Origin of the sequence: Mesorhizobium sp. M0854 (genome assembly GCF_040319815.1) — a bacterium.
In the GTDB taxonomy this organism is placed as follows: Bacteria; Pseudomonadota; Alphaproteobacteria; order Rhizobiales; family Rhizobiaceae; genus Mesorhizobium.
In genome coordinates this window covers 21,743-35,120 of sequence record NZ_JAMYOL010000029.1, presented here as the reverse complement: position 1 = coordinate 35,120, position 13,378 = coordinate 21,743, and the positions used below count along the sequence as shown (strand labels likewise).

The 13,378-nt window shown below is 64.1% G+C and carries 10 protein-coding genes; 8 read left to right on the top strand and 2 right to left on the bottom strand.

Going from position 1 to position 13,378, the window contains the following annotated elements:
• The first annotated feature begins 56 nt into the window (after positions 1 to 56).
• Positions 57 to 1,079 carry a LacI family DNA-binding transcriptional regulator gene (locus NKH99_RS27405; protein ID WP_353016711.1) on the top strand — a complete coding sequence of 341 codons (1,023 nt, stop codon included), beginning with the start codon at positions 57 to 59 and terminating at the stop codon, positions 1,077 to 1,079.
• A 549-nt stretch (positions 1,080 to 1,628) separates the two neighbouring features.
• On the opposite strand, the gene NKH99_RS27400 is transcribed toward NKH99_RS27405, so the two are convergent.
• Positions 1,629 to 2,210, bottom strand: coding sequence for a TetR/AcrR family transcriptional regulator (locus NKH99_RS27400; RefSeq protein ID WP_031211029.1), 582 nt, complete (start codon positions 2,208 to 2,210; stop codon positions 1,629 to 1,631).
• A gap of 253 nt (positions 2,211 to 2,463) precedes the next feature.
• Between NKH99_RS27400 and NKH99_RS27395 the strand changes: the two genes are divergently transcribed.
• The 7 genes from NKH99_RS27395 to NKH99_RS27365 all read left to right on the top strand — a co-directional run bounded on the left by NKH99_RS27395 (position 2,464) and on the right by NKH99_RS27365 (position 12,301).
• Positions 2,464 to 2,739 carry a hypothetical protein gene (locus NKH99_RS27395; RefSeq protein ID WP_352489531.1) on the top strand — a complete coding sequence of 92 codons (276 nt, stop codon included), beginning with the start codon at positions 2,464 to 2,466 and terminating at the stop codon, positions 2,737 to 2,739.
• On the top strand, positions 2,733 to 5,912 hold the full coding sequence (locus tag NKH99_RS27390) for an efflux RND transporter permease subunit (protein ID WP_352473392.1): 3,180 nt from the start codon (positions 2,733 to 2,735) through the stop codon (positions 5,910 to 5,912). The genes NKH99_RS27395 and NKH99_RS27390 overlap by 7 nt, the downstream gene beginning before the upstream one ends.
• Before the next feature lie 16 nt (positions 5,913 to 5,928).
• Positions 5,929 to 7,083 carry an efflux RND transporter periplasmic adaptor subunit gene (locus NKH99_RS27385; protein WP_352466107.1) on the top strand — a complete coding sequence of 385 codons (1,155 nt, stop codon included), beginning with the start codon at positions 5,929 to 5,931 and terminating at the stop codon, positions 7,081 to 7,083.
• Positions 7,084 to 7,378: 295 nt separating this feature from the next.
• On the top strand, positions 7,379 to 8,104 hold the full coding sequence (locus NKH99_RS27380; RefSeq protein WP_352473393.1) for a GntR family transcriptional regulator: 726 nt from the start codon (positions 7,379 to 7,381) through the stop codon (positions 8,102 to 8,104).
• A 50-nt stretch (positions 8,105 to 8,154) separates the two neighbouring features.
• Positions 8,155 to 9,261, top strand: a complete 1,107-nt coding sequence (locus NKH99_RS27375; RefSeq protein ID WP_352681074.1) for a mandelate racemase/muconate lactonizing enzyme family protein — start codon at positions 8,155 to 8,157, stop codon at positions 9,259 to 9,261.
• A gap of 203 nt (positions 9,262 to 9,464) precedes the next feature.
• Positions 9,465 to 10,787: an NAD(P)H-dependent oxidoreductase gene (locus NKH99_RS27370; RefSeq protein ID WP_352569398.1), complete on the top strand. Its 1,323-nt coding sequence runs from the start codon at positions 9,465 to 9,467 to the stop codon at positions 10,785 to 10,787.
• Positions 10,788 to 10,807: 20 nt separating this feature from the next.
• A complete protein-coding gene (locus NKH99_RS27365; RefSeq protein ID WP_352473398.1) occupies positions 10,808 to 12,301 on the top strand; it encodes a xylulokinase in 1,494 nt (497 codons plus the stop codon).
• On the opposite strand, the gene NKH99_RS27360 is transcribed toward NKH99_RS27365, so the two are convergent.
• Positions 12,298 to 13,260: a sugar-binding transcriptional regulator gene (locus tag NKH99_RS27360; RefSeq protein ID WP_353016705.1), complete on the bottom strand. Its 963-nt coding sequence runs from the start codon at positions 13,258 to 13,260 to the stop codon at positions 12,298 to 12,300. The genes NKH99_RS27365 and NKH99_RS27360 overlap by 4 nt on opposite strands.
• Positions 13,261 to 13,378: the final 118 nt, after the last annotated feature.

Here is a 13,378-nt window from a genome sequence, read left to right as displayed (position 1 = left end):
GCCGGGGGTCGGCCTGATCGTCAAGGCACTGGATCGCATCGCCACATGGTTGCGACATGAAAGCCACCGTTTCGGATATTGCCAGGAGCTGCGGCCTGTCGACCGCGACGGTCGACCGCGTGCTCAACAACCGGCCGGGGGCCAGTGCCGCCAACCGGCAGCGCGTTATGGAGGCGGCCAAGCAGCTCGGCTATCTGCCGGTCGTCGACCAGGTCGCGTTGCCGTCGCGGCCGGCGCATCTCGAATTCTTCCTGCCGATCGGCAGCAATGCCTTCATGGCCGATCTGGCCAGGCACATCGAGGATTATGCGGCGCGCCTGCCGCTGGTCGCCTCCTGCCGCATCCACAAGCTCGCCGGCATCTCGCCGAGCGCCTTGCAGGCGGCCGTCGAAAACCTCTCGCTCAAGGCGAACGGCGTCGGCGTCATCGCCATCGATCATCCGAGAACGCGCAACATCTTGCGCGAGATCGTCGAGGCCGGCATCCGCCTGGTCACGCTGGTGTCCGATGTTCCGGGTGCGCCCCGCTCGGCCTATGTCGGCATCGACAACCGGGTGGCCGGCCGCACCGCGGCGCTGCTGATGGGACGGTTCCTCGGCGGCCGCCAGGGCCATCTGGCGATGGTCGTCGGCTCACGCTCCTATCGCGGCCATGAGGAACGCGAGATGGGCTTTCGCTCCGTGCTCGGCGAGGAGTTCCCCAACCTAACCGTCACCAGCGCCGTCGAGATCAACGACGAGCCGGAGGCCAGTTATACCGCGACCATGAAGGCGCTGCACAACGAGCCGGAGCTGCTCGGCATCTACTGTATCGGCGCCGGGCGCTCGGGCGTGGCAAAAGCATTGCTCGAAGTCAGGCCGCAGACGAAGCCGGTGTTCATCTGCCATGATCTGACGCGCGAGACGCGCGGCTATCTCGTCGACGATCTGCTCGACGTCGTCATCGACCAGAATGCGCGGCTGATCGCCGAACAGTCGGTCATTTGCCTGCTCGGCTCGATCGCCTCGTCGGCGCCCTATCTGACGCGGAAATTCATCGAGCCGCGTCTGATCTTCAAGGAAAATGTCCCGGTGCAGTGATGCCACGCGAGGGCGATGGTCGCTCGGGCCTCGATCGTTAAAATTCGGTTGATACCGCAAATCTGCACATCACCTATGCAACTTTTGTGGTTGCCGAATCATTGGGCAATCGATAGTTTTGCAGGTGTCGGCCATCTACTCCTCCCAGATGCGATGCCGACGCTGAGTGCGGTACACCTCCTCCCGTGCCGTATTCGAAATCGAGCCCGCTGCCACCTCCTCCCGGCAGCGGGCTTTTTTTGTTCCGGCTCCGGGATAGCGGGCGATGCTGGGATCGTGACTGGCACCGGACACGATTGCTGATCCGCGGATCGATGAGCTTCGCTGCGACCGCCGCGGCTTGTCGGGCAGAATCCTGTCACACTTGTCACTCTCACCGGTTCGCCGGCGGCCCTATCCTGCCTCACGACCAGCAATCAACGCCGCGCCGGCCATGATGCGGAGGATCGGCACAGAAGACGCGAGATGGCACATCGCGATGGGACGAGACATCACCCGGCGGCGCGGCCCGCAATCGAAACGCCACGTGTCGTTTCGCCGCTTGCGAGATTATCTTGCCCTGAAAGACGTGATCAGGCCTTCCGCCATGCGGACGAACTGCGCGCTCGGGCCCTCGGCGCCAACGCTTTGCAGGCTGACGCGGGCGCCCTCGAGCAACAGCGACAGCGTGTCCGCAAGAAGCTCGGCCTGGCCGATGCCGGCATCGCGACACAGCGAGACCAGCCGCTCGCGCTGCGCTTCCTTGAGTTCCTTGATCACTTGCCTTGCCGGATGATCGGCCTCGCTCAGCTCGATGGCGGCGTTGGCCATGTCGCAACCGCGACGATCCGACATCAGGCAATCGGCCGCCATCCGGACCCAGGCATGCAGCTGCGCCAGCTTGTCGCCCGGATTCTCGGCCTCGAACTTTTCCCACATCGCGTTGGCGCTGCAAGCGGTCGCCCGCAGACATTCGATGATCAGGTCGTCCTTGGACTCGAAATGCCGGTAGAGCGTCATCTTGTTGGTGCCGGCGGCCTCGGTGATGGCGTCGATGCCGACGCCGCGAATGCCATGCTTGTGAAACATGTCCCGTGCCGTCTCCAGGATCCTGTCCCGGGGGCGAACACGCTCCACAACACCGTCTGTCATCAAAACCTCCGTGATTGCGTTTCCCGAAATTCCCTCGGTGCACCTCTTGACTAGGGTGTTACCGGTCTGTAACGTTAGAGATGTTACTTACCTGTAACACCCGCATTGCATCATGTCAAACTCGCAAGTGCCGGCCACCAGCCCCGCCCCGATCGGCAAGGGGACGAACCGCACCTTACGGCCTCGGCCGGCGAGCAAGAAAACACCCGATCCGGGGCTTGCCGCGGATCGCCAAAAACCAGGAGCCGCTTCGATGTCGCAGCGCAATGATCTGACGATCGATGAAGTCGTGAGGGATCCGATGATCCGCATGCTGATGAAGGCCGACCGCGTCGACCCGCGGTCGTTCGAGGCGATGCTGCGTGCGCTGGCGGATGAGCAGGCCGAGCGCCGCAATGCGCCGCGCCGCCTTGTGGAAGATTTCGGCTTTCTCGAAGATTCCGGCTCAACGCGCAGCCGGCGGCTGTCCAGGGTGGCCAGGGCGTTTGGCCGGGCCAGAGCATCGGGCGAGGCGTGCATCTCATGGTAAACTTCTTCATTCATCGTCCGATCTTTGCGTCGGCGATCGCCATCATCATGGTGCTCGCCGGAGCGATCTGTTATTTCCTCCTGCCCGTCTCGCAGTTTCCCGACATCACGCCGCCCCAGGTCGTGGTCAGCGCCCATTACCCGGGCGCCAGCGCGCAGGTCGTCGCCGACACGGTGACGACGCCGCTCGAACAGCAGATCAACGGCGTCCAGGGGATGACCTATATGTCGTCGTCGAGCTCCAATGACGGCTCCTCGACGATCACCATCACCTTCGACGTTGGCTACGACCTGAGCACGGCGGCCGTCGACGTCCAGAACCGCGTTTCGCAGGCGGCTTCCTCGTTGCCGGCCATCGTCAATCAGGGCGGCGTGACGATCAAGAAGCAGAACCCGAACTTCGTCCTGATCGTCGACCTCACCTCGCCGGACGGTTCCGTCAACCCGGTCGCGCTGAGCAACCTCGCCTATCTGCAGGTGGTCGATCCGCTGAAGCGCCTGCCCGGCGTCGGCGACGTGCAGATCTTCGGCGAGCGGCGCTATTCGATGCGCATCTGGCTCGACCCCGACAAGCTCGCCAATCTCGGCATTACTGCCGTCGACGTGCAGAACGCCGTCGCCGAGCAGAACGTCCAGGTGGCGGCCGGCAAGATCGGGCAATCACCGGCTCCGGCCGGCACCGCCTTCGAGATGCAGGTCAACGCCGTCGGCAGGCTGAGCGATCCCAAGGAGTTCGGCGACATCGTCGTGCGGGCCAATACCGCCAACGGCTCGCTGGTCAGGCTGCGCGACGTTGCGCGCATCGAACTCGGTGCGCTGCAATATTCGTCGTCGGCCTTCTTCGGCAAGGACCCGACGGTGGTGCTCGCGGTTTACCAGATGCCGGGCTCCAACGCGCTCGATCTGCAGCAGCGTGTCAAGGACAAGATGCAGGAGCTGTCGGCCCGTTTCCCGAAGGGCGTCAGCTACGCCATGCATTACGATACGACACGTTTCGTTTCGGCCTCAATGCACGACGTGCTGATCACGCTCGGCGAAGCGCTGGTCCTGGTCGTCGCCGTGGTGTTCATCTTCCTGCAAAGCTGGCGCACCACGATCATCCCGACGATCGCAATTCCGGTGTCGCTGGTGGCGACGCTGGCCGTCATGCATATGCTTGGCTTCTCGCTGAACATGCTCAGCCTGCTCGGCATGGTGCTGGCGATCGGCCTCGTCGTCGACGACGCCATCGTCGTCGTCGAGAATGTCGAACGCCAACTTGAGGCCGGCCTCAAACCGCTGGCTGCCACGCGTACCGCGATGGCGGAGGTTACCGGCCCGATCATCGCCACGACCGCCGTGCTGATGGCTGTGTTCGTGCCGGTTGCCTTCATTCCCGGCGTGTCCGGCCGGCTCTACAACCAGTTCGCCCTGACTGTGGCGATCTCCTTCGGCATCTCGGCCTTCGTCTCGCTGACGCTTACCCCGTCGCTCAGCGCCGCCTTCCTGCGCCACCGGCCGGAAACGCAGTTCGTGCTGTTCCGCTGGTTCAACATGGGCTTCGAACGGCTGGCGCATGCCTATGCGAATGGTGTGCGCATTCTCATCCGCCTGCGCTGGATCATGCTCGGCGTGTTCGCGGCCGGACTTGTCGCGACCTATTTCGTCTGGCAGCGCCTGCCCTCGACCTTCCTTCCGGTCGAGGACCAGGGCTATTTCTTCGTCGTCATCCAGCTCCCCGACGGGGCCTCGCTGGAACGCACCGACGCGGTGGCGCAAAAGGCACGCGACATCCTGCAGAACACGCCCGGCGTCGACATCGTCGGCTCGATCAGCGGCTTGAACTTCCTGACCAGCGCCGCGCAGTCGAACTCGGCGGTCGAATTCGCCATCCTGAAGCCATGGGACGAACGCGGCCCCGACCAGAGCGCCTCGAAGCTCGTCGCCGATGTGCGCAACAAGCTGCTGCAAATTCCGGAGGCTTTTGCGCTGAGTTTCGACCCGCCGTCGATCCCGGGCATCGGCACCACCGGTGGCTTCGAGTTCCAGGTCGAGGACCTGACCGGCCGCGGCAGCGTGGCGCTCAACGATGCGACGCAAGCCGTGATTGCCGAGGCGCGCAAGCAGCCCGAGCTCAACCCACAGCAATTGTTCTCGTCGTTCTCGACCTCGACGCCGCAGTTCAACTACGATCTCGATCGCGCCAAGGCGAAGCTGCTCGGGCTCAACCTGCCGGACGTGTTCAATACGCTGCAGATCTATCTCGGCTCGCTCTATGTGAACGATTTCAACCTGTTCGGCCGCACCTTCCGGGTGACGATCCAGGCCGACAAGGATTCTCGTGCCGGTCCGGCCGACATATCGCGGCTCTATGTCCGCAATGCCTCGGGTGGGATGGTGCCGCTGAGCACGCTGGGCAAGCTTGTGCCGATCGTCGGCCCCGAGACCGTGCCGCATTACAACAACAATGCGTCGGCCCTGATCAATGGCGGCGCCGCGCCCGGCTTTTCGTCCGGCCAGGCGGTGGCGGCGATGGAACGTGCCGCTGCCACGGCGTTGCCGAGAGATTTCGGCTATGAATGGACCGGCATCACCTATCAGGAGCTCAAGGCGGGATCGATCGCATCCGTCGTCTTTGGTCTCGCGATCGTCTTCGTCTTCCTGATCCTCGCCGCGCAATATGAGAGCTGGGCGATGCCGTTCATGGTGCTGCTGGCGGTGCCGCTCGCACTGTTCGGTGCGTTCGTCGTGCTGTGGCTGCGTGGCATGCAGATCGATGTCTATTCGCAGATCGGCTTCGTCATGCTGATCGGACTGGCGGCCAAGAACGCGATTCTGATCGTCGAGTTTGCCCGGCGCCGGCGCGAAGAAGGCCTCAGCATCGTCGACGCCGCGATGGAAGCGGCGCGGCTTCGGCTGCGACCGATCCTGATGACCGCCTTCGCCTTCATCCTCGGCGTGCTGCCGCTGATGTTCGCTACAGGTGCAGGTGCCGCAAGCCGGCAGTCGATCGGCACCACCGTCTTTGGCGGCATGGTCGCGGCGACGATCCTGTCGCTGGTGTTCGTGCCGGTCTTCTATGCGGTGATCGAGCAGCTGCGCGAGCGCCGCAGCGAGAGCGAACCGGTTTCCGAAGCGACCGAACAACCAACTGCCGAACCCGCCTTCGAGCCATTGGCCGAAGCGGCCGAATAGGACTGGAGAATTGATCATGCGTAAATGGAAAATCGCGCTGGGAACGGCCGTCGCCCTTGGGGCGATTTCGGTGGCGAGCGTTCACCTGCTCGACATGGGCAGCCTCAGCCTCAACGCGGGCACAGCCGGGGCGGCGACACCCAAGCCGGAAGCCTTTGTCATGCCGGTGCCGGTGGTGAGCGTCGTCAAGAAGACGATCCCGATCTATCTCGACTACGCCGCCCGGGTGGAGCCGATCCGCAGCATCACGCTGCAGGCGCGCGTGCCGGGTTATCTGCAGGAGCAGGTCGCCACCGACGGCAGCGACGTGGCGAAGGGCGACCTTCTCTACAAGATCGCCCCTGAGGATTTCCAGGCTGCCCTCGAGCAGGCGAAGGCGCTTATCCAGCGCGACACGGCAACACTCGACTATGCGCGCTCCAATCTCGGGCGCGGCAGCGAACTCGCCAAGAGCGGCTATCTCGCCAAGGACGTGTTCGACCAGCGCACCAGCACCTTGCGTGAGGCTCAGGCCTCGCTCGCCGTGAACCAGGCCGCCTTGCGGACCGCCGAGCTCAATTTGAGCTATACCGAAATCCGTGCCCCGTTCGCGGGACGCATCGGACGCAGCCAGGCTTCCGTTGGAACGCTGGTCAGCGTTGCAGGCACGGTGCTCAATTCGCTGGTGCAGCTCGATCCGATCTACGTCACCTTCAATCCGAGCGAAACGGACCTGACACAGATCGAGGAAGCCCGGGCCGCGGGACCGATCAGTGTCGACGTCCTGCTTCCCGGTGAAACGGAACCGCGCCAGAAGGGCGATCTTACCTTCATAGACAACACGATCGATCGCTCGACCGGCACGATCACGGCACGGGCGACGATCGGCAACGGCAAGTTCACGCTGCTGCCCGGCCAATATGTCCGCGTCCGGCTGCACGTCAAAGAGCAGCCCGATGCGCTGATGGTACCGCAGACGGCACTCGGCTCAGGCCAGCTCGGCAAATACCTCTATGTCGTCGGCAAGGACAACACGGTCGACCAGCGTATCGTTTCGCTCGGACCGACCAATGGCGATCAGGTCGCCATCTTGAGCGGTGTGGCCGAAGGCGACCGGGTGATTACCGGCAATCTGCAGAAGATCGGCCCGGGAATGCCGGTCTCGCCGCTGCCCGAGAAACCGGCCACCTGATAACCCCCATCAGGTCCGGTTCCGCGGCGCCCTCGGCTCCCACGCCAAGGGCGCCGTTTTTGCTATGTTTCGTTCTACGCAACTCCTTGGGGAAAACGCAACGTACGCCGGCTTCGAGAAGCCGGTGTGATGTTCAGCGATGAAGAACGGGTCGGTCTTTGCGGCCGTGCGGCCTGACGGCCTTGCCGGCGCCGCAAGCCAGCCGGCCAAGCGGAAGTCAAGAAATCCACAACCCGCCTCTTGTTAGATTGTCGACAATCTGCTTGTCTTGATTTCGGTTCCCTGGAGCAGCCGAATGGCAAAGCTGGATTTCAGTCCGATCGCGGATACGACACGCAGGGCCGAGATCGTAGGGCTGCTCCGGCGGGCGATCCTGACCGGCCAGCTGGAACCTGGACAGAAGCTCAACGAACTCAGGATTTCCGAGCAGATGCGGGTGAGCCGCGCGCCGCTGCGCGAGGCGATGCGCGAGCTGGTGCAGGAAGGCATCCTGACCAGCATTCCCTACGCCGGAACCTTTGTCATCGACGTCACCGCCAAGGACATCGACGACGCCTATTCGCTCAACAAGGTGCTCGACGAGTTCGCCATCGCGCGGACCTGGCCGCTTCGCGACCAGCGCTTCTTCGACGAACTCGACCGGCGTCATGCGGCGGTGAAGCAGGCGACGCGCGAACTGGACACGACGCGGCAGATCGAAACAGCGCTGCAACTGCATGGCCTGATCCACGAATGGGCCGACAATTCGGTGCTGCTTGAAACGTGGCAACGGCTGACCAGCCGGCTGCAGATGTATTTCGCGTTGCACCAGCGGGCGCGCAACGAGCCGGTGCCTGCCGAAGATGCTCACGAGACCTATGTACGGCTGCTCAAGGGCAGCGACATGCGCGCCGCACAGCGCCACGCCAAGGAGCATATCGACCTGGATTTCGAAGAACTGCTCGCCTATGCGCGCGGGCTGGAACAGCGCGGCTCAAAGGGCGCCGGCGCCGATCGTGCCGGCCGACCTAGAGGCGGCTGAGCCCTACAAATTTGACGGACATCCCGGAACACAGACAACGGACAGAAAACGTGCAGATCAAAACCATCAAAGCCTACCATGTCGTGCAGCCCTTCGTTGACGGGCTTTACCGTATGTCCAAGGGGCGCGTCGCCGATGCGTTCGACGCGGTGATCGTCGCCGTCACCGCCGATAGCGGGCTCACCGGCTGGGGCGAGATGGCGCCGCTTGGCAACTTCTATTCGGCTGCCTTCGCTGCGGGTACTCGCGCCGGTGTCCTCGAGATCGCGCCGCATCTCATTGGCCATGACCCACGCGGGCTAGCCAGTATCAACAGGCTGATGGACACCGTGTTCAAGGGCCATCCCTACATCAAGTCGGCGCTCGACATGGCATGCTCGGATCTCGCGGCGCGCGCCGTCGACGTGCCGCTGGTCACCCTGCTCGGCGGACGCGAAAGCGAGACGGCCGAACTCTACAAGGTCGTCACCCACGGCACGGTCGACGCGATGGCCGCGCTCGCCAAGCACATCGTCAAGGACGGCTTTCATCGGCTGCAAGTCAAGGTCGGCGGCAACGTCCATGACGACATCGAACGCGTCACAGCCGTCGCCGCCGCCGTGCCGAAGGGCACCGTCATCTTCTGCGACGCCAATGCCGGTTGGACGCCTTACCAGGCGCGCCAGTTCGTGGATGCGACGCGCACGATCGACTACACGTTCGAGCAGCCCTGCACGACGATCGACGAATGCCTGTCGGTGCGCCGCTCGCTCGACAAGCCGATGGTGCTCGATGAATCCGTCGCCTCGCTTGATGATATGCTCGATATCCATCGCAAGGGCGCGGCCGACGGGCTGACGCTGAAGATCTCACGCCTCGGTGGCGTCACCAAAACGCGCCAGATCCGCGACCTTGCCGTCGACCTCGGCTTCATGATCACGGTCGAGGACACTGGCGGCGCCGAGATCGACACATCGGCCATGGCGCATCTGTCGCTGTCGACGCCGGAGGAGCGCCGGCTGCACGCCATCGCCTTTCACGAATGGGTGACGGTGCGCACCGCATCCAACATGCCGCCGGTTTCGGGAAGCCGTATGGGCATTCCGGATGGGCCGGGCCTCGGCATCGATGTCGTTCCCGGCCTGCTCGGTGCGCCCTTCTTCGAAATCGGCAGCTGAGCTGCAACAAGGCTGCACCCAATCAAGCTGAATATGCCGCGTCCTTCTGACTGCCGTGCGGATTGACCGCTCATCCAATCGTCTTCGGCCGATTGCAGAGCGACAATGCCCAATTGCCGGTTGAAATATTTTTCATTTGCAAATAGAAATGTTCAAAACGTTGATTTGGACGCTGCGGCGCGTCAGGAACTGGAGGAAGCGACATGTCCCATCCGCAATTTGCAGCGGAACTTCTGCAGCGCGCTGAACAGCAGGGGCCGATCACCATCGGGCTTGCCGGCGCCGGACAGATGGGCACCGACATCGTCGTCCAGGTCGCGCTGATGCCGGGCATGCGGATCGGCGCTATTTCCGAAGTCAGGCCGCAGGCAGCGATCGACGCGGCGCTGCTCGCTGGCCATGACCGTTCCGACATCGTCCAAGCCGGCAATGCGGCCGCGATCGACCGCGCCATCGAGGCCGGCAAGATCGCGGTGACCGAAGATTTGCATGCGCTGGCGGCGGCCGGCCGGATCGACGTCATCATCGACGCGACGGGCAATCCCAATATCGGCACGCTGTTCGCGCTGGAAGTGATGAAGAACGGCAAGCACATCGTCATGCTCAATGTCGAGGCCGACATCACCATCGGCCGCTTCCTCAAGGACGAAGCGCGTAAGGCCGGCGTCGTATATACCGGTGCGGCCGGCGACGAGCCGGCCTGCACACTGGAGATCATCGGCTTTGCCAAGAGCCTCGGCTTCAACATCATCGCCGCCGGCAAGGGCAAGAACAATCCGCTGAAGATCGACGCCATGCCGGCCGACTACGAGAAGGAGGCGGCCGAGCGCAACATGAATGCGCGCATGCTGGTCGAATTCGTCGACGGCTCGAAGACGGCGATCGAGATGGTGGCGATCGCCAATGCGACCGGGCTGGTGCCCGATGTGCCAGGAATGCACGGCCCGACCGCGACGCTGGAGGAGCTCGCAAGCGTGCTTTGCCCACGCGAGGATGGCGGCGTGCTACACCGCAAGGGCGTTGTCGATTACTCGATCGGCAAGGGTGTGGCGCCCGGCGTGTTCTGCATCATCGAGACCCGGCACCCGCGTGTGCTGGAGCGCATGATCGACCTCAAGGTCGGCAAGGGCCCCTATTTCACGATCTTCCGGCCCTATCATCTGACCAGCCTGGAAGTGCCGCTGTCGGCGGCGCGCGCCGTGGTCTACAAGCGGGCCGACATGGAGCCGCTCGACCATCCTGTGGCCGAGGCGGTCGCGGTCGCCAAGAGCGATCTTGGCGTTGGCCAGTCGCTCGGCATGATCGGCGAGAACGACTATCGCGGCTTCGCCATGACCTGGGGGGATGCGCGCGCCCGTGGCGCCCTGCCGCTCGGCCTTGCCGAACGCGCCAAGGTGGTCAAGCCGCTCAAGACCGGCGACTTCCTGACCTATGAAAATTGTGTACCCGACGATTCGATGGTGATAACCCAGATCCGCCGCCGTCTCGACCAGTCGGACGGACGGTTCGTTACAAACGCAGCCTGACCCCGCCGGATCTCCGCCTGATGGACGATGTCGTAATCGGGATCGACGCCTCGACCACGGCCGTGAAGGCGATTGCCTTCACCCGCGCCGGCGAGGAGCTGTTCCAGGCGCGCGAGACCTATCCGCTTTCAAATCCGAAGCCCGGCCATTTCGAGCAGCAGGCCGAACAGTGGTGGACGGCGCTGCTTGGCGCATTGAAGCAGGTCACCGAGGCGGTCGGCGCTGCGCGGGTGGCGGCGGTCTGCATCGCTCACCAGCGAGAGACCTTCACGCTGGTGGACAGCGCCGGCAAAGCACTCATGCCGGCAATCCTGTGGCTGGACGAACGCGCCCGGCCGCAAGTTATCAGGCTTTCGGCCGAACTCGGCCGCGAGGCGATCCGCGACTGGAGCGGCAAGCCGCCGGACCCGACGCCGGCGCTCTACGCTATTGCCTGGCTTGCCGAGCACCAGCCGCAAGTGCTTCGCCAGGCAGCGGCACTGGTCGACGTGCACGGTTTCTTCGTCCAGCGGCTGACCGGGCGATTGGTCACCAGCACCGCAAGTGCGGATCCGCTCGGGCTGCTCGACGTCGAGAAAGGTACCTGGCATCCCCGCCTCGTTGCGGCCGCCGGACTGCAGATGGAGCAATTGCCCGAGCTGGTCGCGCCAGGCGTGGTCTGCGGTAGTCTTTCCGCAAGCATAGCGCAGCTGACCGGCCTGAGGGCCGGCACGCCGGTCGTTGCCGGCGCCGGGGACGGCCAAGCGATGGGCCTCGGCATGGGCGTCTACGGCGAGGGCAAGAGCTATCTCTCGCTCGGCTCCGGCGTGGTCAGCGGCTGCTATTCCGGCAAGGTGAAAACCTCGGACGCGTTTCGCACGCTGGTTTCGCCGACCGGCTCCGGTTTCATGCTGGAGACCGTGCTGCGCTCGGGCATGCAGCTGGTCGACTGGATCGTGCGAACCACCGGTTCGCCCTCGGCGGCAGCGCTGGAGAAAGTGGCGCTGGATGTTGCCGCGGGCAGCGAGGGCCTGCTCATCATGCCCTATTGGGCCGGCGTCATGAGCCCGTATTGGGACGGTGCCGCGCGCGGCGCCATTGTCGGCCTGTCGCTCGATCACCGGCCGGAGCATCTCTTCCGCGCTGTCCTGGAAGGCATCGCCTTCGAGCAGGCCGTCGCCACCGAGGCCATGGAAGCCCAGGCCGGCGGACCGGCGGCGATGATTGCCGCCGGCGGCGGCACCAATTGCGCGCTGCTCATGCAGATCATGGCAAGCGTGCTCGAGCGGCCGCTCTCGGTTTCGCCGGTCAACGAAGCCGCCGCACTCGGCGCTGCCATGCTGGCGGCAGCGGCTGTCGGCTGGTTTGCCTCGCCGGAAGCCGCCGCCCAGGCAATGGCTGCCGCTCCCACCAGGCATGTCGATCCGGTCGACGGGCTTGTCGCCGCCTATCGCAGCCGCAAGGAAATCTACCGCGACCTTTATCAGGCGACGCGCGACATCCACACCCGCCTCAGCGCTCTCGGCGAAATCTAGCGGTTGAGCAGGCCCTTGGCCGCGTCTTCGTCGGTGATCAGAACCGATACCTTGGTGTTGGCGAGCGCAGCCCGCATTACCGCTACCTTCTCGCTGCCTCCCGACACCAGGATGATGCTCGGGATATCCGACAGATCCTGCAGCGGATAGGCGCAGACGCGGCGGTTGACCTCGTGGTCGACCGGGCGGCCCTCGGCGTCGATGAAATGACACAGAATATCGCCGACGGCACCGGCCGCCTGCAATTCCTCGAGTTCGCTTGGCTTGATGAAGCCGTAATTGGCGATCGGGCTGTCGTTGGAAAACGAGCCGACGCTGAGCACGGCGATGTTTGCCCGGCGTGCACGGAAGACGACGTCCTGAACGCTGCGCTGGCTCATGAAAGCGTCGCGCTGCTCCGGCCTGTCGGCATAGACCGGCACCGGCAGCAGGAAGCACTCCGCACCGATCTTTTCGGCGAAATCCCAGGCGCTTTCTGTCGGGTTAAGCGGCTGGGCATGGGTGAGGCCGCCAAGCATCGAAACCACCGTCGTCCTGGCGATGGGCCGCCGCGGCAATTCATTGATGGCGAATTTCAGTGTCCGCCCCCAGCCCAGTGCGATGACATCGCCGGCATTCACATGGTCGGCCAGGTAGCCGGCGGCGGCGTGGCCGATCATCAGCGGCGCGTTGCTTCGGTCGGCCGCCGACGGCACCACAACTGCCTGGCTGAGCCCGAACCGCTGCTTGAGGCTTTCCTCCAAAATCACGCATTCGACGACGCTGTCGCGGATGCGAAACTGGACGACACCCTCTTCGCGGGCGGCGGAGAGAATGCGATGCACCTTGATGCGGCCGACGCCGAGAATTTCGGAAATCCGCTCCTGTGTAAGACCCTCGACATAATAGTGCCAGGCGGCGCGGGCCTTGAGTTCGGCGTCGGGGAAGCGCGGGGCTCTTTCGTTCTCTACGATCGTCATCTGTTTGCCTTGCCGCAGCCGCCGGCTCTGCTCATGATATTCCAATCCGGCGACTTCGAAATGCCCAAGATTTCGGAGACCTTGCGTAAGGCAAACCGGCGGACAGCGCAAACCCGTC